The organism is Bradyrhizobium sp. LTSP849, assembly GCF_000938255.1.
Lineage (GTDB): Bacteria > Pseudomonadota > Alphaproteobacteria > Rhizobiales > Xanthobacteraceae > Bradyrhizobium.
Genome location: NZ_JYMR01000052.1, coordinates 433,967 through 455,973, shown reverse-complemented (window position 1 = coordinate 455,973; position 22,007 = coordinate 433,967). Strand labels below are relative to the sequence as shown.

20 protein-coding genes are annotated in these 22,007 nt (G+C 64.5%); 10 read left to right on the top strand and 10 right to left on the bottom strand.

What is annotated here, in order from left to right:
- The first annotated feature begins 12 nt into the window (after positions 1-12).
- On the top strand, positions 13-2,040 hold the full coding sequence (locus UB31_RS32895) for a methyl-accepting chemotaxis protein (protein WP_045002766.1): 2,028 nt from the start codon (positions 13-15) through the stop codon (positions 2,038-2,040).
- Here UB31_RS32895 and UB31_RS32890 read toward each other — a convergent pair whose 3' ends face one another.
- The 5 genes from UB31_RS32890 to UB31_RS32870 all read right to left on the bottom strand — a co-directional run bounded on the left by UB31_RS32890 (position 2,041) and on the right by UB31_RS32870 (position 8,420).
- A complete protein-coding gene (locus UB31_RS32890; protein ID WP_045013940.1) occupies positions 2,041-3,033 on the bottom strand; it encodes a hypothetical protein in 993 nt (330 codons plus the stop codon).
- A gap of 112 nt (positions 3,034-3,145) precedes the next feature.
- The gene (locus UB31_RS32885; RefSeq protein WP_045002767.1) at positions 3,146-3,997 is read right to left on the bottom strand and encodes a carbohydrate ABC transporter permease; all 852 of its coding nucleotides are present in this window, start codon (positions 3,995-3,997) and stop codon (positions 3,146-3,148) included.
- The gene (locus UB31_RS32880) at positions 3,994-4,866 is read right to left on the bottom strand and encodes a carbohydrate ABC transporter permease (RefSeq protein ID WP_045002768.1); all 873 of its coding nucleotides are present in this window, start codon (positions 4,864-4,866) and stop codon (positions 3,994-3,996) included. Before UB31_RS32880 ends, UB31_RS32885 begins: the two co-directional genes overlap by 4 nt.
- 96 nt (positions 4,867-4,962) lie before the next feature.
- Positions 4,963-6,348 (bottom strand): ABC transporter substrate-binding protein, encoded by a 1,386-nt coding sequence (locus UB31_RS32875; protein ID WP_045013810.1) that lies wholly within the window; start codon positions 6,346-6,348, stop codon positions 4,963-4,965.
- 191 nt (positions 6,349-6,539) lie between these two features.
- Entirely contained in the window at positions 6,540-8,420 is a 1,881-nt protein-coding gene (locus UB31_RS32870; RefSeq protein ID WP_045013809.1) for an AsmA family protein, read from the bottom strand.
- 285 nt (positions 8,421-8,705) lie between these two features.
- On the opposite strand from UB31_RS32870, the gene UB31_RS32865 reads away from it, so the two are divergent.
- The 3 genes from UB31_RS32865 to UB31_RS32855 all read left to right on the top strand — a co-directional run bounded on the left by UB31_RS32865 (position 8,706) and on the right by UB31_RS32855 (position 10,795).
- A complete protein-coding gene (locus UB31_RS32865) occupies positions 8,706-9,413 on the top strand; it encodes a CoA transferase subunit A (protein ID WP_045002771.1) in 708 nt (235 codons plus the stop codon).
- Positions 9,414-9,487: 74 nt separating this feature from the next.
- Positions 9,488-10,138, top strand: a complete 651-nt coding sequence (locus UB31_RS32860; RefSeq protein WP_045002772.1) for a 3-oxoacid CoA-transferase subunit B — start codon at positions 9,488-9,490, stop codon at positions 10,136-10,138.
- 21 nt (positions 10,139-10,159) lie between these two features.
- Positions 10,160-10,795, top strand: coding sequence for a GNAT family N-acetyltransferase (locus tag UB31_RS32855; RefSeq protein ID WP_045013808.1), 636 nt, complete (start codon positions 10,160-10,162; stop codon positions 10,793-10,795).
- A 48-nt stretch (positions 10,796-10,843) separates the two neighbouring features.
- Here UB31_RS32855 and UB31_RS32850 read toward each other — a convergent pair whose 3' ends face one another.
- Complete coding sequence (locus UB31_RS32850; RefSeq protein ID WP_045013807.1) at positions 10,844-11,881, bottom strand: AraC family transcriptional regulator; 1,038 nt, start codon at positions 11,879-11,881, stop codon at positions 10,844-10,846.
- 201 nt (positions 11,882-12,082) lie between these two features.
- Between UB31_RS32850 and UB31_RS32845 the strand changes: the two genes are divergently transcribed.
- Positions 12,083-12,703, top strand: a complete 621-nt coding sequence (locus UB31_RS32845; protein WP_045002775.1) for a response regulator transcription factor — start codon at positions 12,083-12,085, stop codon at positions 12,701-12,703.
- A gap of 181 nt (positions 12,704-12,884) precedes the next feature.
- The gene (locus tag UB31_RS32840; RefSeq protein ID WP_045013806.1) at positions 12,885-14,576 is read left to right on the top strand and encodes a mucoidy inhibitor MuiA family protein; all 1,692 of its coding nucleotides are present in this window, start codon (positions 12,885-12,887) and stop codon (positions 14,574-14,576) included.
- On the opposite strand, the gene UB31_RS32835 is transcribed toward UB31_RS32840, so the two are convergent.
- Genes UB31_RS32835 through UB31_RS42715 form a run of 4 tightly spaced genes read right to left on the bottom strand, consistent with a single transcriptional unit; the run spans position 14,573 to position 17,627 of the window.
- Positions 14,573-15,376: a heme ABC transporter ATP-binding protein gene (locus UB31_RS32835; protein WP_045013805.1), complete on the bottom strand. Its 804-nt coding sequence runs from the start codon at positions 15,374-15,376 to the stop codon at positions 14,573-14,575. The two genes, UB31_RS32840 and UB31_RS32835, sit on opposite strands and share 4 nt — an antisense overlap.
- Positions 15,373-16,464 (bottom strand): FecCD family ABC transporter permease, encoded by a 1,092-nt coding sequence (locus UB31_RS32830; protein WP_045013804.1) that lies wholly within the window; start codon positions 16,462-16,464, stop codon positions 15,373-15,375. The genes UB31_RS32835 and UB31_RS32830 overlap by 4 nt, the downstream gene beginning before the upstream one ends.
- Entirely contained in the window at positions 16,461-17,414 is a 954-nt protein-coding gene (locus tag UB31_RS32825) for a heme/hemin ABC transporter substrate-binding protein (RefSeq protein WP_045013803.1), read from the bottom strand. Before UB31_RS32825 ends, UB31_RS32830 begins: the two co-directional genes overlap by 4 nt.
- Positions 17,415-17,420: 6 nt before the next feature.
- Positions 17,421-17,627 carry a hemin uptake protein HemP gene (locus UB31_RS42715; protein ID WP_045002780.1) on the bottom strand — a complete coding sequence of 69 codons (207 nt, stop codon included), beginning with the start codon at positions 17,625-17,627 and terminating at the stop codon, positions 17,421-17,423.
- A 263-nt stretch (positions 17,628-17,890) separates the two neighbouring features.
- On the opposite strand from UB31_RS42715, the gene UB31_RS32815 reads away from it, so the two are divergent.
- From UB31_RS32815 to exbB, 4 genes are all read left to right on the top strand, one after another.
- The gene (locus UB31_RS32815; protein ID WP_082078705.1) at positions 17,891-20,239 is read left to right on the top strand and encodes a TonB-dependent hemoglobin/transferrin/lactoferrin family receptor; all 2,349 of its coding nucleotides are present in this window, start codon (positions 17,891-17,893) and stop codon (positions 20,237-20,239) included.
- A gap of 98 nt (positions 20,240-20,337) precedes the next feature.
- The gene (hmuQ, locus tag UB31_RS32810) at positions 20,338-20,670 is read left to right on the top strand and encodes a heme-degrading protein HmuQ (RefSeq protein WP_045013801.1); all 333 of its coding nucleotides are present in this window, start codon (positions 20,338-20,340) and stop codon (positions 20,668-20,670) included.
- A 30-nt stretch (positions 20,671-20,700) separates the two neighbouring features.
- A complete protein-coding gene (gene hutX / locus UB31_RS32805) occupies positions 20,701-21,204 on the top strand; it encodes a heme utilization cystosolic carrier protein HutX (RefSeq protein ID WP_045013800.1) in 504 nt (167 codons plus the stop codon).
- A gap of 27 nt (positions 21,205-21,231) precedes the next feature.
- Positions 21,232-22,005: a tonB-system energizer ExbB gene (exbB, locus tag UB31_RS32800; RefSeq protein ID WP_045013799.1), complete on the top strand. Its 774-nt coding sequence runs from the start codon at positions 21,232-21,234 to the stop codon at positions 22,003-22,005.
- Positions 22,006-22,007: the final 2 nt, after the last annotated feature.

The window sequence follows — 22,007 nt, the reverse complement described above, 5'->3', positions numbered from 1 at the left end:
CCTGGAAACATCATGAACCTGTCATTGCTCCTGTCGCGCATCGGTATCCGCCCGCGCATCTTCGGCGGCTTCGCGCTGGTCCTGGGCTTTCTCTGCGTGTTGGCGCTGCTCGCCGTGCTGCGGCTGTCCGAGATCGGCGGCACCGTCGGAGAGCTCGTCACCAGCGCTGATGGTGATGCCGGTATGGCAAGGGTGCATGCCGCGCTGCTCTCGTCGAACGTCGCTGTCGAGAAATTCATCCGTACGCGCAATCTCGGCGACCGCGATAGCGCCACGAAGGCGATCGACGGCTTTGGCCAGACCTTTGACCAGGTCGACCAGCAATTCGCGCGCCTGCCGGCTATTGCCGCGGGCCGAAGCGCGCTGGTGGATGCGCTTGGTACCTATCGAAAATCCTTCACGGCAGTCGCCGGCGCCGTCGATCGTCTGCGCAACGCGAGCACCAAGGGCGAGGCGCTCGGCGCCTCGGCAGGCCTCGACGTCGGCGCGATCAATGTGACGCTCGCCAACCAGCCCGACCGTCTGCTCCAGCCGCTGCGTCTGGCCGGCACGGTGGATGCGATGCGTGTCGCGGTGCTGCGTTTCACCATCACCCAGGCCCAGGTCGACGCCGATGACGTTTCGCTGACGATCGGTTATGCGCTGGCCGCGGCTGCCGATAGCGAGGCAGAGATCGCCGATGTCGAGGCGCCGCGACTGAAGAGCCTGATCGCAGCCTTGAAGAAGGTGCTCGCCGATCAATCGGCGACGCTGACGGAGCTGTCTGCCGCGATAGGCGAGCTGCGCAAGGCGCAAGCCGATCTCGTCAAATCCAGCGGTGCGATCGATGCCAAGGCGGCTGAGATCAGCCGGGCCCTCGGCGCGACGCGCACCGAGCAGAGCCGGCTGACGGCTGAATCGGTCGATCAGACCCGCAATCTCGTGTTCACGGTCGCCGCATCCGCACTCGTCCTGGGCGCATTGCTGGCCTGGCTGATCGGACGCAGCGTGTCGCGGCCAATCGGCCAGATGACCCTGCGCATGCAGAGCCTCGCGGCGGGCGAGCTCGATGAGGCGATCCCGGGTGGCGAGCGCGGCGACGAAATTGGTCATATCGCCGGAGCGGTCGAAGTGTTCCGCCAGAATGCACAGACCGTCCGGCGCATGGAGCAGGAGGCTGCCGCGCAGCGTGCCGCGGCCGAGACCGAACGTGCATCGATGATGGCTCAACTTGCCGATCGCTTCGATCGTGGCATGGAGGGCGTCATTGGCGGCGTCTCAAGCCGTGCCGAGGAGATGGGACAGAGCGCCCAAAGTCTCGCCCGTGTTGCCGAGCGCGGTCGCTCGCTCGCCGAGCAGGTCGCCGCGACATCGGCCCAGGCTTCGTCGAATGTGCAGACCGTTGCGGCCGCGACGCATCAACTCGCCGCCTCCATCAAGGAGATTTCGAGCCAGGTCTCGCGCTCCGTATCGGTGTCGGACAAGGCCAAGGAAGAGGCGTCCCGTACCGAGACGCTGATGCGTGCGCTGTCGGATTCCGCCGAGCGGATCGGCACGGTAGTCCAACTGATCCAGGCGATCGCAAGCCAGACCAATCTCTTGGCTCTCAATGCCACGATTGAATCGGCGCGAGCCGGCGACGCCGGCAAGGGCTTTGCCGTGGTCGCAAACGAAGTGAAGAGCCTTGCAACCCAGACCGCGCGCGCCACTGAGGAGATCGCAGGGCTCGTCGCCGAGATCCAGGGCTCGACCGGACAGTCCGTCGCCGCGATCGGCCAGATCGGTAAAACCATCGCCGAGATGACGGAGATCGCAACGACGATTGCCTCCGCCGTCGAGGAGCAGGGCGCGGCAACCAGCGAGATCGCCCGCAATGTCGAGCAGGCAGCGAACGGCACGGCGGCCGTGACCGACCAGGTCGACGACGTCCGCACCGTGGCCGGAGAGACCGATGCCGGCGCTGAAGCGACGCTCACAGCGGCTTCGGCGTTGCAAGATCAGGCACGCGCGCTCAAGAAAGACGTCGCAGAGTTTCTGCAGACTGTGCGCAAGGCGGGGTAATCAGCGCGACCGGGGTACCCGTTTCGACGCCTTTGCGCCGGTCATGCGCGACCGCGTTGCGGAGGTCGCGACGGGCCCGGCATATCGCGCGCGCACTGCGCCCTGGACGGCGGCGCCGAGCTGCCGCAGCGCGAGGCCGTTGAGTGGAAACTCGAGCAGGATGTGGATCAGGCTCAGCGCCAGCAGGAACGTGAAGCCGAACGCGTAGTCGTAGAAATACAGCGCGGTGGAGGCGGCACTGGCGGCAATCATGGTTGCGAGCCGTGCCTTCGGCACCTCCGCCCAACGGATCACGTCGGCTTTGATGAACCAGTTGAGGTAGTGATAGGTGTAGACGAAGGCGAGCAGGCTCGTCAGCCTGGTGTCGAGCACGAGACCGGGCATGCCGAACAGCCGGCCCAGCGCCGGGCCGACATTGCCGAAATAATCCTGCCCGACGCGGGCGAAGCTTGCGATGCGGATTTCGGCTGTCGGCGGCAGCAGCAGGATCGTTGCGATCGCGAGCAGGTAGACGACCACCAGTGCGGCCTGTACCCGGCTGCCGGACCGGTAGGCGCCGAGCACCATGAAGATCAGCGTGAACAGGCAGACGTGGATCAGGGTCGGGATCAGAACGCCGATGACGGCGAGCGACGATCCGCTCGAATACATGATCGCAGACAGCGCGATCGCCACCATGAACAGCAGCATGCTTTCGATGGCCGAGGTGGTCGCCGCCAGCATGGCGCAGACGATCAGCGCGCCCCACATCGCGAAGCCGAACCAGGAGGCGTTGTCGATCAAGGCCGCAACCACGGCGATGATCGCGAGCCCAGCCGCGATACCGCGGTGAGGCAGATAGTAGCTGCGGTCATGCAGCCAGGAGATCTCGGTGAAATAATGCGCCGGGCCGAGCACGACATAGGCCAGCAGCAGCAGCTCGAACGGGACCAGATAGGCGGCTCCGAGCGCCAGCAGCATCAGGCCGAGGTGGAGTGCATCGTTGCTGCGCATGAGGAGCCCGCTGGCATCGCGGACCACAGGTTAGAGCAGACGCGGACAACTGACAATTGTCCGCGAGCCTGCTCGAACGCTTTGCTTGCTGCGCCCGATCCGCCCCTCGGCGTCAGGACTTCACTGCACCCGCCGTGAGCCCGCCCACCATGTAGCGGCGGAAGGCGTAGTAGATCGCGGCCGGCGGCAGCGCGTAGATGAAGCCGGTCGTCATCAGCAGTTCCCACGGCGAATCGTCGGCGGCGAGGAAGTTGCCGAGCGCCACAGGAAGCGTGATCTCGCGGTCGTTGGAGAGCAGCAGGAACGCGTAGAGATATTCGTTCCAGGCGAGCAGCACCGCATAGGTGCCGATCGCGACCAGCGAGGGCATCATCAGCGGCAAATAGACCAGCCGGAAGATCTGGAGCGTGGTGGCGCCGTCCATGACGGCGGCCTCATCGAGCTCGACCGGCAGCTTGTCGGAAGCCTGCTTTAGCACCCAGATTGCGTAGGGCGAGGCGATCGTCACCATCGCCAGGATCAGCGCCCAGTGATTGTTGAGCAGGCCGTAATTGCCCATGGTGCGGTACATCGGCACGGCGAGAAACGCCGCGGGGATGAAATAGGTGAAGAGCGCCAGATTCATCACGATGCGCCCGCCGGGCACGCGCAGCCGCGAGATCGAGAATGCGGCGGCGGTCGCGATGAACAGCGTCAACACGCCGACGGCTGCCGCGATCACCAGCGAATTCCAGAACTGCACGTAGAAGTCGCGCAGGAAGTAATGCTGCTGCTTGAACACGATCTCGAAGTTGTGGAGCGTCGGATGATCGGGCCACAGCTTGCCCGAGAACGCGTCCTCCTTCGGCGAGATCGCGAACAGGAACATGTGGTAGATCGGTATCATCGTCCACAGGAAGACGGGAATGCCGATCAGGAGCAGCCGCGTTTCGGTCGCGACTTCGCGCAAGGTAGGGAGCTTCATCGCGACAGCCGTTTCATCATGAAGTACATCAGCGGGAGGACGAACGGTATCGCGCAGACGATGGAGGCCATCGCGAGCGAGAGCTGGTCGAGCCGGAGATAGCGGATGCCGAGGGTCGACAGCACGTGAGTGAGGTCGGCCGGACCGCCGCCGGTGAGCAGATAGACGCTGTTGAAGTCCCCGAGCGTCCAGATCATCGAGAGCAGCGAGCAGGTGATGTAGAGCGTCTGCAGCGACGGCCAGGTGATGTAGCGGAATTTCTGCCACCAGCTGGCGCCGTCGACCTCGGCGGCCTCGAACAAATCCTGCGCGATCGCGAGCCGGCCGGTCATCAGGATCAGCGTCCAGAACGGCAGCGATTTCCAGATGTGCACGCCGATAGCCATGGTCAGCGCGACCGTCGGGTCATTCAGCCAGTTCGGGCCGTCGTCGCCGGTCAAGTTGAAGATGAGGTGGTTGACCATGCCCCATTCGGGATTGAGCATGAAGCGCACCGACAGGATGGTCGGGATCGACGGCACCGCCCAGGGCAGGATGAAGATCACCGAGAGCCATTTGATCCAGGTGCGCTGCTGCGCGAAGAAGCCGGACAAAAACAGCGCGATCAGCATCTTGATGTTGATGCCGATGACCAGGAAGATCAGCGTGTTGACCGCTGCGCGCGCGAAAATCGGATCGTTGTAGAGTGCGACATAGTTCGACGGGGCCCGCGCCAGCCACAGCCCGTAGCAGACGGGATAGACGACGAAGGCGAGGAAGACGAGCAGATAGGGCGCGATCAGCACGATGCCCCAGACCTGCGGCGTGGTCAGCCGCGGCGACAAGGGCTGCGAGGGGATCGCGTGATCGTCAGAGAGCGTGATCGCCATTCTTCGGACTCTTTAAATGGGCTACCGGCCGCACGAGGCGGCCGGTGTTGGTATTCTCCCTCTCCCCGTAAGAACGGGGAGAGGGAGGGATGGAGTCTAACCCGCGACCTGCTTGATGCGGGCGATCAGTTCGTCGACGGCCTTGTCGACCGGGACCTTCTCGCTGACAACCCGGTTCATCGCCTTGGCCCAGACGTTCTCGTTGTTCAGGATCGTGAACTTCCAGTTCTTGGTGAAGTCGAACGGCGCAGTGCCGCCGGTGAACTGGGCGTAGACCGCTTTGCGGTGCCTGTCGGCCTGCCAGAACGGGCTCTCCTGGCTCGCCTTGGTTACCGGGAACCAGCGGCCGAGCGCGCCCTCGATATAGGGACGGACATTGTCTTCCTGGAGCAGGAAGCTGATGAACTGCTTGGCCTCGGCCTTGTTCTTGGCCGCGGTGAAGACCAGCCCGGTCTTGACGTCGGAGCGGTAGCGGATGGTCGAACCATCCGGTGCCTTCGGGAAGGACGCGGTGACGATGTCCTCTCCATAGGCCTTCTTGCCGGCTTCGCGCTGCTCGGGCGTGAGCGCCTGGTTCTGGGAGTCCTCGTACCATTTCGCCGCGATCGAGATCGTGAAATTGTGGGTCATCACGATCGTCTTGTTGTGGAAGGCGACGTTGTTGTCCGGATCCTTCCATGTCGTGGAGGAGGGCGGCGTGCAGCCCTTGATATAGGTATCGGTGTAGTCCTTCAGCGCATGAATCAGGCCGTCGCGCACCTTGGGATCGTCGACCAGCAGCTTGCCGTCGTCGTCGACCAGCTTGACGTGATAGGCGTCCATGAAGGTGTAGAACGACTGGAAGGCGTCGGTGGATTCCACGCCCATCGGCTGGCCCACGCCGTAGATGCGCTGGCCGGTGGCTTTGCGGATCCCCGGCTGCACCTTGTCGCACCAGAACGTCCAGTAGCCTTCCCAGTCGGTCGGGATGTCGCTTATCTTGAAGCCGGCCTTTTCCAGCATGTCGCTCCAGATCTCGACATGCATGCTCTGCTGCTTCAGCGGGAAGCCGTAGTAAGCCTTCTTCTTGGTGACGTCGTTGTAAAGGATCGATGCATCGAGCGTGTTTTGCGCGAACCGATCCTTGATCGGCTCCATGACATCATTGAGATCCTCGAGCTTGCCTTCATAGGCCCATTTGCCCTGCGCCTGGACGTCGTAAGTGTCGGAGTAGGCGACATCGGGCACGGTGCCGGCATCGAGCGCGGCGACCGTCTTCGGAATCATGTCCTGGATCGCGTACTGCGACAATTCGACCTTGATGCCGGTCTTGGCTTCGAACTTCTTGATCGTGTCGAGCAGTGCGTCGTCTTCAGAGCGATAGAAGCCCTTGCCCCACCAGACCGTAATCGTCTTTTGCTGCGCAAATGCGGGTGCAGCGGCTGCAAACAGCCCGGCCGCAGCGACCGCCAATGATACTGCGCCAATAACCTTGGATTTCACGTTTTTCTCCCTCAAGCCGCCGGTGTTTTAACCGGTCGGACAAAACACTAGCGCATGGCCGCTATCCGATCTAGCGGCATGTTGTCAGACCTAGGTCGTGGGGTATCGGGCTCTGGTGGATGCTTAACGCGGGTATCGATGCGATCGCCGCATCAATTCGCCCTGATCAATTCGCGCGATCGGGGTTGTCCTCAATTGGACTTCGCGTTCTCTTTGGCGTTCTCCGCCGTCGGCGATTCTGGCGGCGCGGGGCGCTTGCCGGTGCCGGTGATGCGCTGCTTCAGGAGGTCGAGGAAGGGGGACGCTGCAGGCGACTGGCGGATCAGGCTTTCGGGGTCGGGGAAGATCAGGGGATCGTCCCAGGGACCCTGCACCATGAACGGCAATTGAAAGCCGGACGTGGTGTTGAGGCTCGCCACACCCTTCATGTCGTATTCACGCGTCGGCACCGACGCGGTGCCGGTCAGCGTGATCTTCGCCGCGGGTCCTTCGATGCGGATGTCCTCGGCGGTGGCGACCCCGTCGGAGAATTTCACCGCGATGGTGAGGTTGTCGTAAGGCGTCGAGCCGTTGCGGAAATTGCCGCCGCCGGACAGCGGTCGGCGCTCCAGCCGCTTCAGCAGCTGTTCGGCATTGAAGCCCGCGATCGCGCCGTCATGCCCGGTCACGGTGGCGGTGCCGTCGAGCGATTGCACCAGGCCGAACGGGCTTGAGCCGGAGGCGAGGAGGGACACGTTGATGTTGCCGCGGCCGGACAGCTTGTTGAGGCCGAACAGTTCGGAGGCACAGGCCTGGAGGTCGACATCGATGAACTGGAATTGTGCCTTGATGTCGGCGACAGTGTCGGAACGCGCGATGCCGAACGAGCCCTTGGCGATGCCGCCATAGACCTGGGCTTCGCCGACCGAGAGCGCCAGCGTGCCGTTGCGCAAATTGGCGCCGATTGCGGTGCGGCCGAGCTTTGTCGGCCCGACCGTCAGCCGCGCCGCCGACAGGCGCATGTCGAGGTCGGTGGTCGACAGCCCGTTGAGATCGAACAGCTGCCTGTTCCAGTCGCGCGCGCCGCTTGCGAGCAGACGGAAGGTCGAGATGTAGGGCGTGAAGTCGAGCGCGTCGGCGGCGAGTGTCGCTTGCAGCGTCTGCCGGCCGTTATTGGCATAGGTCATCACGCCCTCGGCGGTGTTGCCGTCGAGCTCGACATTGACATTGGTGAGCGCGATCGAGGCGCCCACGACGTTGGCGCGCGCCTTCAGTGCGAAGCGGCCGAAGCCGCCGCTGCCGGGCTGCGGCTGGCCGGTCCAGCGCAGCGCGTTGCGCAAGGAGGGGCTGTCGATGGTGAGCGTGCCTTCCATCATCGGGCTGGTGCGGTTGGCGACGCTGCCGTCGAAAGCGAGCTTGAGCGGCGCGCTGGCGATCCGCGCCTTTAGTCCGGACCGGTCGCCGGAGAGGGCGGCGACGAAATCGGCAAAGCTGATCGAGCCGTCGACGCGCTCGCCGCGCCAGTCGAACTGTCCGGTCGCGGCAAAGGAGCGCGAGATCGAGGGCCAGGCCAGCGAGAGGTCGATGTCGTCGAACTGCTCGGTCGCGTGCGTGGCGGCGTCCTCGTAATTGAGCACGCCGTCCTGGATCCTGATCTCGGAGAACGACACCTGGCTGTCGGCGCCGGGCTTCATGGTGCGGGCGATGGTCTGGATGAAGGGCGTCCAGTTGCTCTCGCCGTCCGGCTTCAGGCTGACATGAATGTGCGGCCGCAACAGCGTCAGGTCGGCGATCTCGAACCGTTGCAGCAGCAGCGGCAGCAGCCGGAGATTGGCCGTGAGCACGTCGACATGGAGCGCGGGATCACTGGTGCCGCCGCCCTTCAGGCCGACGTCGTGAAAAGAGATATAGCTCGCCGGCAGCACCGAGATGTCGATCGCACCGGCGACACTGAGCTCGAGCCCGGTGACCTCACGGATCTGGGTTTCCACCGCCTTGCGCAGCGCGTCGCGGTTGATGAGCCAGGAGGTCGCGATCAGGGTGATCAGCACGACGCCGAGCAGCGCCGCGATCGGCGTCCCGAGGCGCTTCATTCCTTGGGCATGGTCAATGGCATGTCCTGATCGGGTTGGTCGTTGGAGCCAGGAGGGCGGGGCGGGAAAACCTGCGCGCCCCTCGCCCAACCCCCGCAACTTGATGGGTTTTCTTGTCGCTTTCAAGGCCGCGGACGGTTCTGCCCACGGCGTGGGCAGCTTCTACCACCGGGCCGCGGAGCGGAGAACCCCGTATCATTGACGGCTTCGGACGATTTCGCCTAATAATCGCCGCCAATAAGGCGCGACGCCTGCAAGCTGACGGCTCAGTCGAGGGTTTTTTGCATGAACAAGGTCTATCCCGACGCCAAGTCGGCGCTTGAGGGCGTTCTCAAGGACAACATGATGATCATGTCGGGCGGCTTCGGCCTCTGCGGCATCGCCGAGGTGCTGTCGGATGCAATCCGCGACTCCGGCGTCAAGGGCCTGACGGTGGTTTCCAACAATGCGGGCGTCGACGGCATCGGGCTCAGCCGCCTCTTGGAAACCCGCCAGATCAAGAAGATGATCTCGTCTTATGTTGGCGAGAACAAGCTGTTCGCGCAGCAATTCCTCGCCGGCGAGCTGGAACTCGAATTCAATCCGCAGGGCACGCTGGCCGAGCGCATCCGCGCCGGCGGCGCTGGCATCCCCGCCTTCTACACCAAGACCGGCGTCGGCACATTGATCGCCGAAGGCAAGGAAGTGAAGGAGTTCGACGGCGAGAAGTACCTGATGGAGCGTGGCCTGTTCGCCGACCTCGCCATCGTCCACGCCTGGAAGGGCGACACCGCCGGCAATTTGATTTACCGCAAGACCGCGCGCAACTTTAACCCGATGATGGCGACCGCCGCCAAGGTCACGGTGGCCGAGGTCGAGCATCTGGTTCCCGCCGGTGAACTCAACCCCGACCACATCCACACGCCCGGCATTTTCGTGAAGCGCATCGTCGAGGTTGGCACGGCCAAAAAGCGCATCGAATTCCGCAACACCCGCCCGCGCACGGCAGCTTAGGCGCATGATCCGGAAAAGTGGGCACCGGTTTTCCGACAAGATCATGTGCAAACATAAGACTTCAGGAGAATAAGATGGCCTGGACCCGTGAACAGATGGCCGCGCGCGCAGCGAAGGAATTGCGTGACGGCTACTACGTCAATCTCGGCATCGGCATCCCGACGCTGGTCTCGAACTACATCCCTGATGGCGTCGACGTCAGCCTCCAGAGCGAGAATGGTATGCTCGGCATGGGCCCGTTCCCCTATGAGGGCGAAGAGGACGCCGATCTCATCAATGCCGGCAAGCAGACCGTGAGCGAATTGCCGACGACCTCGTATTTCTCCTCGGCCGATTCCTTCGGCATGATCCGCGGCGGCCACATGGATCTCTCGATCCTCGGCGCCATGCAGGTGGCCCAGAACGGCGATCTCGCCAACTGGATGATCCCCGGCAAGATGGTCAAGGGCATGGGCGGCGCGATGGATCTCGTCGCCGGCGTCAAGCGCGTCGTCGTGGTGATGGAGCATTCCGCCAAGGACGGCGCCAAGCTGCTCAAGCAGTGCAATTTGCCGCTGACCGGCGAGCGCGTGGTCGACATGGTCGTCACCGATCTCGCTGTCTTCACCATCGACAAGCACGGTGACGGCGGTATGGCACTGATCGAGCTCGCCGACGGCGTCTCGCTCGACGAGGTCAAGTCCAAGACTGAAGCCGAATTCCGCGTCGCGCTGAAGAACACGTAAGACCTTCGCAGTGGGGCGCGCATGACGATACGGTCAGCGCGTCCCGACGACGCCGCTTTCATTGCAAGAACCATCCTGTCGTCGCAGCGCGGCTATCGGTCGCGCGGCTGGTTCGACGTTGCGCTCGGCTGGCCAGAAGCACAGTGCCTCGATTTTATCGCGTGCGTCGCGGTCGCACGCGCGGTGTCGATGTGGCATGTCTCGCAATTCCTGGTCGCGGAGGTCGATGGCAGGCCGGGCGCCGCGCTCTGCGCTGTGCCGGCAGCGGGTACGGGACCGGCAGCTTGGCGCGCGATCGAGGAAGTTGCAGCCGCAATCCGGCTTGCTGCGCCTGAACTGGAAGCGATCCGTCAACGTGGCGCCTATATGCGCGCGTGCTGGGTTCAGGGCGGCGAGGGCGACTGGATGATCGAGCATGTCGCGACCGATCCCGCTTATCGCGGCCGCGGCCTGGTGCAGGCGTTGATTGCGCACGCGCTGGATACCGGGCGAGCGGCCGGATTTGCCCGGGCAACGATATCATTCCTGATTGGCAATGAGCCAGCCGAGCGCGCCTACGCCAAGGCCGGTTTTGTCTTTGCAGCGGAGAAGCGGGACCCGGATTTCGAGGCGCTCATCGGAGCACCCGGCTTTCGCATGTTCGCGCGGGCGATTTGAGCGGCGTTGCCGCGCCGCTCTCGTCCGGGTCCTGCTGCCCCCATCCGCTCAGGCCGCCGTCGCAGAACGCACGCCGGCAGCCTTGGCCAGCGGCCGCACGCCCTTGCGCCATGCCGTGATGGTGCAGCCGAAGCGACCGCGGAACCAGCGGGCCATGGCGCTTTGCGCGGAGAAGCCGAGCTGCACGGCGATATCGGCCAACGGCCGGTCGGGGTCGTCGATCAGTTGGATCACCAGATCGGCGCGCTGCGCGTCGAGGATCGCCGAGAAGCTGGTGCCGGCTTCGGCAAGGTGGCGGTGGATGGTGCGGCGTGTACAGGCGAGATGCTCTGCCACGCGCTCGACCGAGCAGTCGCCGCTGGCGAGCAGGGTGCGCACGACCTCGTCGACCTTTTCCTCCCAGCTTGCCGGTCGTGTTTCGATCGCCTCGATCCGCTTGCGCAGATAGCTCGCGATCAGCGGATGCGCGCTCGGGATCCGGCGCTCCATGTCATGCGCCGACAACAGGATCGCATCGTCTTCCGCATTGAAGGTCACGCGGCAGCCGTAGAAGTCGCGGTAGCGCTTGCGGTCGTGCGGCGGTGCGTAGTGCAGGCGCACCTCCTGCGGCCGCCAATCACTGCCGAACAGCGATTGGATGATGCGGTGGACGCTGCCCAAAGCCATGTCGATCGACTGGCGCGGCGCAGTCGGCTGCCGGCCGCGCAGATGCAGCGTGATGGTCACGGTCTGCTTGTTGCGGGCGACGTCGAGCCGCATGCCGTCATGATGGATATGGATGAAGCGGGAGAACGCCTCGATCGCCTCGCCGACGGTCGCTTGTTCACGGACGATCAGGCCGACCGCACCGAAATTGGTCAGCCCGCCGCGTTCGGCGAGCCGCAAGCCGAAGTCTTCAGCGCCGGACGCCTTTGCCGACAATTCGAGCAGGCGACGTAAGGCTGTGACCGCAATGGGCGTATCGGGCTTGTCGAGGATGGCCAGCGGCAGCCTGACCTTGCGCATCATCTGTCTGGGGTCGAGCCCGACCGACCGGGCGACCTCCGGGTAACAGCTCAAGCCCGCGCTGCGAATGAGGTCGGTCATGCGAACCGTTCCTGCCAGCCATTCCCGCAGATGTCCCGAAATGTAAAACTTCTGTCCCGATCCGTCAAATCCGGGAACAGGGTGGAACATACATAAGTGAAACCGAAGCACTGGCGCGAATGCCGTGCTCACGACGGCGGGGCGCGATGGGGCCCTCGGCCGTCTCGGACCATTTGACCAAGACATTATTGGATCGGAATTATGCCGGGAAACATGCTTTCCAAGGGTGAGGTATTCGTCATTGAAACTGACGCCGCCTCCCGCGAACAACTTTCAGCGGCGCTTCAACACAGCGCCTATGACGTGATCTGCTTTGCCGACGGCGCATCGCTGTTGTCGGAAGCAAAGGCGCGGATGCCGGCCTGCGTGCTGCTGGAGATGCCACCGGATCGCTCCGCTCTCGACGTGCTCAAGCGGCTGCGCGAGGAGAACTGCATGGCGCCGGTCCTGGTGACCTCGTCCAACGGCAGCATCGCCATGGCGGTCGACGCCATCAAGAGCGGCGCGGCCGACTTCATCGAGAAGCCGTTCCGCACCCGCGACATCGTTGACCGGATCGATGCCGCGATCGACGAGTCCGCACAGCCGGATTCGAGCCGGCAGCGCTGGCTGCCCGGTTGTGAACCGCTGACCTTGCGGGAAGGCGACGTGCTCGAACACCTCGCTGCCGGCCTGACCAACAAGGAGATCGCCCGGCGCATGCATCTCAGCGCACGCACGGTCGAGGGCTATCGCGCCAGCATCTTGAAGAAGGCTGGTGCGCGAAACGTGACCGACCTGCTCCGCCGCATCTTCGGCCAGGCTTCGCCTAGTCAGGTCTGAAGCTCGAAGCGAGGTTTCGCCGCGGCGCGATGACGCGTTCCGCGGCCATGGTGCCGCCGCAGCGTCGCCCAACGGAAACCCCAATCGAACCGGTTCCTTCCCTGCCGCGTCTCACCACGATGGCGTGGCATGTTTCGCGCGTCCGGCTGGCGGCGCGACGATATCGGCAGGGAGGAATTTGATGCGCACGATCGCAAGATGTCTGGCGACGACGAGCCTGGTCCTGGTGACCACGGTGGTCGCTTCACCGTTATGGGCCGCCGATGTGGATGCCACATCCAGCATCGACACGGTCACCGTCTATCCCGATGGCGCGACCGTCACGCGCGTGATCGCGCTGGACCTCGCCTCCGGAGACAGCACGCTGGTCGCCAAGGATTTTCCGCTCTCGCTCGATCCGTCTTCCCTCCGCGTTGAGGGTGAGGCGGGCGCCAAGCTCACCATCGGCACCATCGATGCGCGGCCGCCGCGTGCGGCTCCTCCCGTCAATCTGCCCGAGCTCGACCAGCGCATCGAGGCGCTCAGGGATCAGCGCGCCGATTTGCAAGGCGCGATCGACTCTGCCGCCGCCCGGCGCAAGTTCGCGCAGCATTTTGCCGAAGCCTCCCCTGCCGGCCTCGGCGACAAGGGCGAGGCGCGGCCGATCACCGAATGGCGCGCGGCCTTTGCCGCGGTTGCCGAGGAGATCGCGACTGCCGACGCTGCGATCCGCGACGCGGCGCGAAAGCAGCGCGAGCTCGATCGCCAGATCGCGCAACTCGAAGCCGACCGGTCCGCCAAGCCGCCGAGCAAGTTGGAGGTGCGGATCGACGTCGCCTCGGCAGCCGCGACGAAGGCGACGCTGCGAGTCACTTACGCCGTGCGCAATGCGCGCTGGCTGCCGCTCTATGACGCCCGGCTCGATACCGGCGCCAAAGACCGCAAGCCGCAACTCGAGCTGGTCCGCCGCGCCGAGGTCACGCAATCGACTGGCGAAGACTGGTCCAACGTCACGCTTGGCGTTTCCACGGTCCGTATCGCCCGTGGCGGCAGCGCGCCGGAGCTGGGCTCGCTGGTGGCGCAATATCCGCAGGTGCCAAAGCCGATGGCGGCGGGCTCGATGTCGGACAGTGCGCGCTTGCGCTCCGCGCTGGTGCCGGCGCCTGCCGCGGAGCCTGCGCAAGCCGATCGGCTCCAGCAGTTCAAATTTGGTGCATCAACGACCATTGAGGAGCAAGAGACAACCGCTGAGATCGGCGGCTTCCAAGCGACCTTCAAAATCCCCGGCCGCGTCAGCCTCGGCGCCGCCGAGGGCGCCAAGAGCCTGCGCATCGCCTCCATGAGCGTGCCCGCGGATCTCGCGGTGCGCGCCGCACCGGTGCTGGACCCGACCGCCTTCCTCGAAGCCAGCTTCAAGCAGACTGACGACACGACGTTGCTGCCCGGCAAGGTCGCGATCTATCGCGACGGCGTTTTTGTCGGCCGTGGCAAGCTCTCGGCCTCGGCCAAGGACGATATCGTCCGGCTCGGCTTCGGCGCCGACGACAAGGTCAAGGTCGAGCGCGCCGTGCTCAAGCGCAACGAAGGCTCGGCGGGCCTGCTGGTCACGACGTCGAAGACCGACGAGCGTTCGTTCAAGACGACGATCCGCAACGGTCACGACTTCCCGATTCGTGTGGCGGTCGAGGATCAGCTGCCGGTCAGCGAGAACGAGGACATCGTCGTCGAAATGTTGCCCTCGACCACGTCGCCCACGGCAAAGGACATCCGTGACAAGCGCGGCGTGCTGGAATGGTCGTTCGACGCCAAGCCCGGCGAGGTCAAGGATATCAACTTCGCCTGGCGCGTCCGCTGGCCGAAGGACAAGAGCATGGTGATCGTGCCGTCGGGCTAGATCCCTGGCGCCGCCGCGCTCATCGACTGTGGCAGCACGTAAGGCACGCCATCGTCGGCCTGATGGACGACGGCGTCGATCTCAAAAATGTCGCGGATGGTTTCGCGCGTGACGATCTCAGTGCGCGGGCCGTCGGCAGCGAGCCGGCCGCTGTTCAGCACGACGAGGCGGTCGGCGAAGCGGATCGCGAGGTTGAGATCATGCAGGATCGCGATCACCGCCGTGCCACCTGCCGCGCGCCTGCGTGCCGCTTCGACCAGGTCGATCTGGTGGCGTAGATCGAGGCTCGATGTCGGCTCGTCCAGCAGCAAAAGCCCGGGTCCGTGCTCGGCTTCGCCGCAGGCAAGCTGCACCAGCACGCGAGCGAAATGGGTGCGCTGCTGCTCGCCGCCGGACAGCGTCGGCAATTGCCGGTCGCGAAAATGTTCGAGGCCGACCTCGTGCAGCGCGGCGTCAACCAGCCGTCGCGCATCGCGCGGGCTGCGGTCGCCCGCGCCCATCAGCACGATGTCCTCGACGGTAAAGGGGAAGGTGACGTTGATGTGCTGGGACAGCATCGCGCGGCGCGCGGCGAGTTCGCGTGGGATGAAGCTGCGGATATTGCGCCCCGTCAGCCGTACCTCGCCCGCGCTCGGGCGGAGGTCACCGGACAACAACCGCAGCAGTGTCGACTTGCCGGCGCCGTTCGGACCGATGATGGCGACCATCTCGCCGGCTGTGACGGTCAGGCCGACGCCATCAAGCAACGTCGCGCGCCCGGCGCGCTTGGTCAAAGCGTGCGCTTCGATCACGGCGCTCATAGCGAGGCGAGGCCGCGCTGCCGCAGCAAAATCCCCAGGAAGACCGGCGCGCCGACGGCCGCGGTCAATATGCCGATCGGCATCTCGGCCGGCGCCACGATGGTGCGCGCCAGTGTATCGGCTCCGACCATCAGGATCGCGCCGAGCAACGTCGAGGCCGGCAGCAGCAGGCGATGTGCGGGTCCGATGATCAGGCGCAGCAGATGCGGCACGACGATGCCGACGAAGCCGATGACGCCACTGATCGACACCGCGACGCCGGTCATCGCGGAGACCATGACGATCGAGATCCGCTTCAGCCGCTCGACGTCGACGCCGCCGTGAAAGGCGTCGGCTTCGCCAAGCACCAGCAGATCGAGGCCGCGCGCGATGAAGGCGCAGGCCGCTAACCCTGCTGCGAGAACTGGCGCAAGTATCGCAGCCTTGGTCCAGGTCGCGCCGCTCATCGAGCCCAGCAGCCAAAACGTAATGTCGCGGAGCTGGCGGTCGTCGGCGATGAAGACGAGCAGGCCGATGCCGGCATTGGTGATGGCCGTGATGGCGACGCCGGCGAGCAGGAAGATCGTGATCGAGGTTTTGCCGGCGCGGCTGGAGATGCCGTAGAGGATCGCAGTCGTTGCAAGCGAGCCTGCAAAGGCCGCAAGTGGCAGCAGTTCAGTCTGGAGAAAACGCAGCGGCTCGCCGAAGCGCGAATCGGTGAAGACGATCGCGCTTGCTGCTGCGAGCGCGCCGCCGCTGGAGACGCCGACCAGCGCGGGATCGGCGAGCGGGTTGCGGAACAGTCCCTGCATGATCGCGCCGGCGGCTGCGAGCAGGCCGCCGACCATTGCGGTCGCGGCAACCCGGGGGATGCGGATCGACCACAGCACGAGTTGGTCGCGGGCCGTCAGCGCATTCGCGGTGCCGTCCGGGACAAAGCCGAGTGCGGCCGGCAATCGGGAAATGGGAATGCCGGCCGCTCCAACTGTCAGCGCGATCATCGCGATGGCAGCGAGCGCCGCGAGGAGAAGTGACATCGCCAACGATGCGGATCGCCGTCCCGCGCTCCGTCGCGGGCCCCGCGCTTCCGTTGCAGTCGCCACGCTCATTGCCGGCAATTCGCCGCCGACAAGACCGACGAGAAAGTGCCGCCCTGGTCGGCCAGTGCCGGATAGAGTTTCACGGACAGGTCGCGCGCGGCCGCCGCGGTGCGCGGCCCGAAGCCGAGCAGATAAAGCCCGTCCATCGTGACAAAGCTTTTGTTGGCCGCGACCGGCGTCAAGGCAAAGCCGGGATGCGTATAAATTGCGTCGGCCTGGAGCGAATCTTTGCCGCGTTCGATCGACAGCACCACGTCGGGCTTCGCCGCCACGATCGCCTCGTCGCCGATGATCTTGTAGCCGTCGTAATCGTCGACAGCGTTGGCGGCGCCCGCGAGCTGGATGATCTCGTCCGCGGCGGTCTTGTGGCCGGCGACCATCGCCCGCCCGTTTTGAAGCGACATGACAAACATCACCCGCACCGGCTTCGTCACCTTGGCACGCAGTGCGCGGAGCTGGGCGAGATCGGCGCCGACCGCGGCGCTCAGGCATTCCGCGCGCGCATCGACACCCATGGCGTGGCCGACCAGCCTGATCTTATCGACGAGACCTTCCTCGGAGAACGTTTCGGGCACCAGCACCAGCGGCACCTTTGCTGTCTCCAATACGTCCATGGTCTCGCGTGGGCCCGACCCCTGGATCGCTAGGATCAGCGTCGGGTTGAGGCCCAGCACGCCCTCGGCGGAGATCTGGCGCATATAGCCGACATTGGGTTTGTCGTGCAGCGCCGCCGCCGGATAGAGGCTCGTGGTGTCGACGCCGACCAGCCGGCTCTCGAGCCCGAGCGCATAGAGGATCTCGGTGATGGCGCCGCCGATCGAGATCGTGCGCCCGAAGTCGTTGACCGCAACGTCACGGTTGCGCGCATCATGCACGGTGATACCGGCGGCGTGAGCTGCGGAGGCGAGTGCGATCGTTCCGGCGAGCAGGACATGTGTAAGGGTGCGACAAAATGTCATTGCAGGTTACTTCGTCAGGATCAGCTTGTTCTGCGAGGTCAGACGGAGGCGATAGCTCTCCTCGCCATGCGCGATGAAGATCTCGCGCTCGGCGGCAAACAGCTCGCGGCTGTCGATCCGGTTGCCCCGCATCATCAGGGTTCTCGTTGTTGCGGAAGGGCTTTCCGCGTGCCCTCCGGCGTCGCCGATGTTGTCTCCGGATGCGGCTGACATGGGTCCCGTGATGCGCTTTCGAAATTTCAGATGCTGTCTGTCTGTATAAGCGGCATCAGGCGCATTCCAACCGCAGCAACTTACAATCGATATAAACTGCAACCTCGCGACATTGACCGTCAGAGTGTTGCCACGTAACCAATCAAGGCGCGGGGCAACTTGCCCGCGTCTTGAGAAAATTAGCCAGCCAGTCGCTCGCGGTTTGCGAGCGCACGCCAGCCAAACGACTCCAAAAACTAAAGTGAAGTGCAGGCTGGGGTGATATGGCTGACGGGGCTAGGTATTCGCGCGTCCTGATTTTGGGCGCGTCGGTGGTTTCAATTGCGGCGATGATGACGGAGAGCGGTCTTGCGCAGACTGCTCAGCCGCAGGCCGAACAGAATTCAACGGAGCGGCCGAAGCAGGCCAAGCGCAAGCAAGCCAGGCCGCAGGTCGCGCAGCAGGCAGCGCCCGACATCATGAATGCTCGTGCCCAGGCGAGTGGCACGGCGTCCGTTCAGGCGCTCGACACCATCACGGTCGCAGCAACAAAGACCAAGGAACGCGCGATCGATGCGCTCGCGCCGGTGAGCTCCGTTTCGCTCGACCAGATCCAGGGGCTCCAGCCGAACCGGCTGTCGGATGTCTTCTACAACGTCCCCGGCGTGTCGTTTCAGGAGCGCGGCGATGATCCCGCGACCGTCATCAACGTTCGCGGCTTGCAGGATTTCGGCCGCGTCGCCGTGGTCGTCGACGGTGCGCGGCAGAATTATCAGCGCACCGGCCACAACGCCAACGGCTCCTTCTTCCTCGATCCCGAGCTGATCGGCGGTGTCGATGTGGTGCGCGGTCCGACCGCCAACATCTACGGCTCCGGCGCGATCGGCGGCCTGGTCTCGTTCCGCACCAAGGATATCAACGACGTGCTGCGCCCCGGCGAGCGCTGGGGTGTCGATCTCTCCGGCTCCTACGGCTCCAACAACAGCCGCGGCCTCGGCTCGGTGTTCGGCGGTGTGCACGCCACGCCCGACGTCGATATTTTCGGTGGCGCGGTCTACCGCACCCAGGGCAATTACAAGGACGGCAACGGCACCGAGATCGGCAACACCGGCAACCAGGTCGAAGCCGGGTTGATGAAGGTCACGGTGCGCCCGGCGCTCGGTCACGAGGTCAAGTTCGGCGCCACGTTCCAGGACTATCAATACACGATCGGCCAGATGAACACCGGCCCAGTGGCGACCGCAGCCCAGCGCGCGCTCTATCAGGGCTCGTCGGTCTATGCCTCCGATACCAAGAACTACACCGGCACCGTTACATGGAACTATGCGCTGCCGAGCGACAATCTATTCGACTGGCATATGTCGGCCTACGGCAACCGCACTGAGAACGACCAGACCAAGACCTATCACTATTCGACCTCGGGCGCGGCCTATTGCGGCGCCGGCAATTTCGGCAACAACATTTCGGGCTGCGTCGGCGACAAGCGCGCATATGTCCTCAACACGGTCGGCTTCGACGCCAACAATACCACGCGCTTCAATGTCGGCGACTGGCGCAATGCGCTGACCTATGGCGTCGACGCGTTCCAGGACGACGTGATCACGACGGACAGCCGCGGCAATTCCAACATCACGACGCCGAGCGGCATCCGCACCGTGTCCGGCGGCTTCCTGCAACTGAAGCAGAACTACAGTACCTGGTTCGAGGCTGTCAGCGCGATCCGTTATGACCGCTATAATCTGCAGTCGGGCACGACCAATACCGGCGGCGACCGCTTCTCACCGAAGATCACGCTCGGCGTGACGCCGGTGGCGGGCTTCCAGCCCTATGTGAGTTATGCCGAGGGCTATCGTGCGCCCTCGATCACCGAGACTGTGATCTCCGGCGCGCACGCGACCGGCGGCGGACCGGCCTTCTTCGTCTGCCCGGACGGCACTTCCGGCCTGTTCTGCTTCCTGCCCAACCCGAATCTTCGCCCCGAGGTCGGCAAGAACAAGGAAGTCGGCATCAACCTGAAATACGACAACATCTTCATCTCGTCGGACTCGTTCCGCGGCAAGATCAACCTGTTCCGCAACGACGTCTCCGACTACATCGACCTCGTCGCCTCGACGCCGGTCCCGACCGGGTTCGGTTCGTTCAGCCAGTTCTACCAGTATCAGAACATCACCAGCGCCCGTATCCAGGGTTTTGAGGCCGAGACGATGTACGATGCGGGCGACTGGTTCGTCGGTGTCGCCGGCCATTACATCCAGGGCAAGAACGTCGCCACCAATGTCGGGCTCGCGACCATCACGCCGCGCAAGGTCGTCACGACAGGCGGTATCCGCCTGCTCGATCGCACGCTGATCCTGACCGCGCAGTGGGCCTCGTTCGGTCCCAACAATGACGTGCCCGCCGGCTATCTGCCCGCGACCGGGTACGAGCTGGTGAACCTGTACCTGACTTACAACGCGACCAAGGACATCGTGTTCTCGGCCTCGATCGACAATCTCCTGAACCAGTACTACCGGCCCTACGCCATTCCCGGCAGCTCGACCGACGGCACCACGCAGAACGACGTGCTGTGGTCGAGCCCCGGACCGGGCCGGGTCTACAAGGCCGGCTTGAAGATCCACTTCGGAGGTGCGTAGCCGGGAGGCATCGCAACACCGCCAATCTCCGCCGGACCGCGCTGATGCTCCAGCGCGGCCTCGGCGCGTTTCCGTCTAGATCAGAAGGAGAGACTCTTATGTTCATCGCCATGAACCGATTTCAGGTGAAGAAGGGCGCGGAGACCGCGTTCGAAACCGTTTGGGCCACCCGCGAATCCTATCTCGGCAGCATGCCGGGCTTCGTCGAGTTTCATCTGTTGAAGGGCCCGGAGGCCGAGGACCACACGCTCTATTCCTCGCACACCACCTGGGTCGACAAGGCCGCGTTCGAGGCCTGGACGCGCTCGGACCAGTTTCGCCGCGCCCATGCCCGCGCTGAAAATCCAACCGGCGAGAGCCTCTATCTCGGTCATCCCAAGTTCGAGGGCTTTGAGGTGATCCAGAGCGAACGCAAGGCCGCGGCGGCTTGACGGCCGCGTGAAGCACGAGAGGAGCCGGACATGCTGAGCACCGATCTCGCCGATCTCAGGGCGTATATGGCCGACAATCCCGGCGCGGTGATCGAGGACGTCGCGCGCGAGCGCAAGGTCTCGCCGCGCGCCGTGATCGAGGCGCTCCCGTTGTCGATGGTACGCGTGGGGGGCGGCGAGCATTTCGCCGCCGCCATGCAGGACATCGCGGCGTGGGGCGAAGTCACCCTGATCGTCCACACGGATGATGCGATCTTCGAGTTCACAGGCAGCATTCCCGCGGGCGAGATTGGCCGCGGCTATTTCAACCTGATGCAGCCGAAGGGATTGCACGGCCATCTCCGTCACGAGCGCTGCGCGGCCGTTACCTTCGTCGAGCGTCCCTTCATGGGCAAGAGCTCGGCCTTCGTTGCGTTCGTCAATGCCGACGGCGGCATCATGTTCAAGGTCTTCGTCGGCCGCGACGAGACCCGGGCGCTGCGTGCGGACCAGCTCGCGCGGTTCCGGCAGCTTGCGGACCGGATCGCGGCATAGCTTCTTTCTATCTGTCGGGAGATCAGGATGCAGGGCAAATTTTGGCTTCGGCACGTGATCGCAACGATCGCGTTCACGCCGGCATCGGCCTTCGCCGCGACGGACGAAGCGCTGTTGCCGCGCAATCTGTCGCCCTGGGGTATGTTCGTCAGCGCCGACGTTGTCGTGAAGGCGGTGATGATCGGGTTGGCCTGCGCCTCACTGGTGACGTGGACAGTGTGGCTGGCCAAAACCATCGAGCTGCGCCGCAAGGGCGCGCTTGCCCTCAAGCGCACACGCGCACTCGAAGGCAATATGAAGCTGGCTGAGGCGGCCGAGCGGATCGGTGAGGCACACGATGCGGTGGCTCAGCTCATCCAGTCCTGCGCGAAGGAAGCGGAGCTCTCCGGCGGCATCCTCGATGACGGCCTTCAGGAGCGGGTGGCGCTACGGCTCGAACGGGTCGAGGCGGCGATGTCGCGGCAGATCGCGCGCGGCACCGGCGTGCTTGCGACCATCGGCGCCACCGCGCCGTTCGTTGGCCTGTTCGGCACCGTCTGGGGCATCATGAATTCCTTCATCGGCATTTCCGAGAGCCACACCACGAGCCTCGCCGTGGTCGCGCCCGGCATCGCCGAGGCGCTGCTTGCCACTGCGCTCGGCCTCGTCGCCGCGATCCCGGCGGTGGTGATCTACAATCATCTTGTCCGCGGCATCACCAATTACCGTGCGCTTCTGGGAGACGCCTCGGCGCAGCTCATGCTGCTGGTCAGCCGCCAGCGCGACCACCGTGACTTCCGCTTGTCGCGGGCGGCGGAGTAGGC

Bases quoted from the DNA above. Each gene is read 5' to 3' on its own strand.
- UB31_RS32895 (WP_045002766.1), top strand. From the start codon at position 13: ATGAACCTGTCATTGCTCCTGTCGCGCATCGGTATCCGCCCGCGCATC.
- UB31_RS32890 (WP_045013940.1), bottom strand. From the start codon at position 3,033: ATGCGCAGCAACGATGCACTCCACCTCGGCCTGATGCTGCTGGCGCTC.
- UB31_RS32885 (WP_045002767.1), bottom strand. From the start codon at position 3,997: ATGAAGCTCCCTACCTTGCGCGAAGTCGCGACCGAAACGCGGCTGCTC.
- UB31_RS32880 (WP_045002768.1), bottom strand. From the start codon at position 4,866: ATGGCGATCACGCTCTCTGACGATCACGCGATCCCCTCGCAGCCCTTG.
- UB31_RS32870 (WP_045013809.1), bottom strand. From the start codon at position 8,420: ATGAAGCGCCTCGGGACGCCGATCGCGGCGCTGCTCGGCGTCGTGCTG.
- UB31_RS32865 (WP_045002771.1), top strand. From the start codon at position 8,706: ATGAACAAGGTCTATCCCGACGCCAAGTCGGCGCTTGAGGGCGTTCTC.
- UB31_RS32860 (WP_045002772.1), top strand. From the start codon at position 9,488: ATGGCCTGGACCCGTGAACAGATGGCCGCGCGCGCAGCGAAGGAATTG.
- UB31_RS32855 (WP_045013808.1), top strand. From the start codon at position 10,160: ATGACGATACGGTCAGCGCGTCCCGACGACGCCGCTTTCATTGCAAGA.
- UB31_RS32850 (WP_045013807.1), bottom strand. From the start codon at position 11,881: ATGACCGACCTCATTCGCAGCGCGGGCTTGAGCTGTTACCCGGAGGTC.
- UB31_RS32845 (WP_045002775.1), top strand. From the start codon at position 12,083: ATGCCGGGAAACATGCTTTCCAAGGGTGAGGTATTCGTCATTGAAACT.
- UB31_RS32840 (WP_045013806.1), top strand. From the start codon at position 12,885: ATGCGCACGATCGCAAGATGTCTGGCGACGACGAGCCTGGTCCTGGTG.
- UB31_RS32835 (WP_045013805.1), bottom strand. From the start codon at position 15,376: ATGAGCGCCGTGATCGAAGCGCACGCTTTGACCAAGCGCGCCGGGCGC.
- UB31_RS32830 (WP_045013804.1), bottom strand. From the start codon at position 16,464: ATGAGCGTGGCGACTGCAACGGAAGCGCGGGGCCCGCGACGGAGCGCG.
- UB31_RS32825 (WP_045013803.1), bottom strand. From the start codon at position 17,414: ATGACATTTTGTCGCACCCTTACACATGTCCTGCTCGCCGGAACGATC.
- UB31_RS42715 (WP_045002780.1), bottom strand. From the start codon at position 17,627: ATGTCAGCCGCATCCGGAGACAACATCGGCGACGCCGGAGGGCACGCG.
- UB31_RS32815 (WP_082078705.1), top strand. From the start codon at position 17,891: ATGGCTGACGGGGCTAGGTATTCGCGCGTCCTGATTTTGGGCGCGTCG.
- hmuQ (WP_045013801.1), top strand. From the start codon at position 20,338: ATGTTCATCGCCATGAACCGATTTCAGGTGAAGAAGGGCGCGGAGACC.
- hutX (WP_045013800.1), top strand. From the start codon at position 20,701: ATGCTGAGCACCGATCTCGCCGATCTCAGGGCGTATATGGCCGACAAT.
- exbB (WP_045013799.1), top strand. From the start codon at position 21,232: ATGCAGGGCAAATTTTGGCTTCGGCACGTGATCGCAACGATCGCGTTC.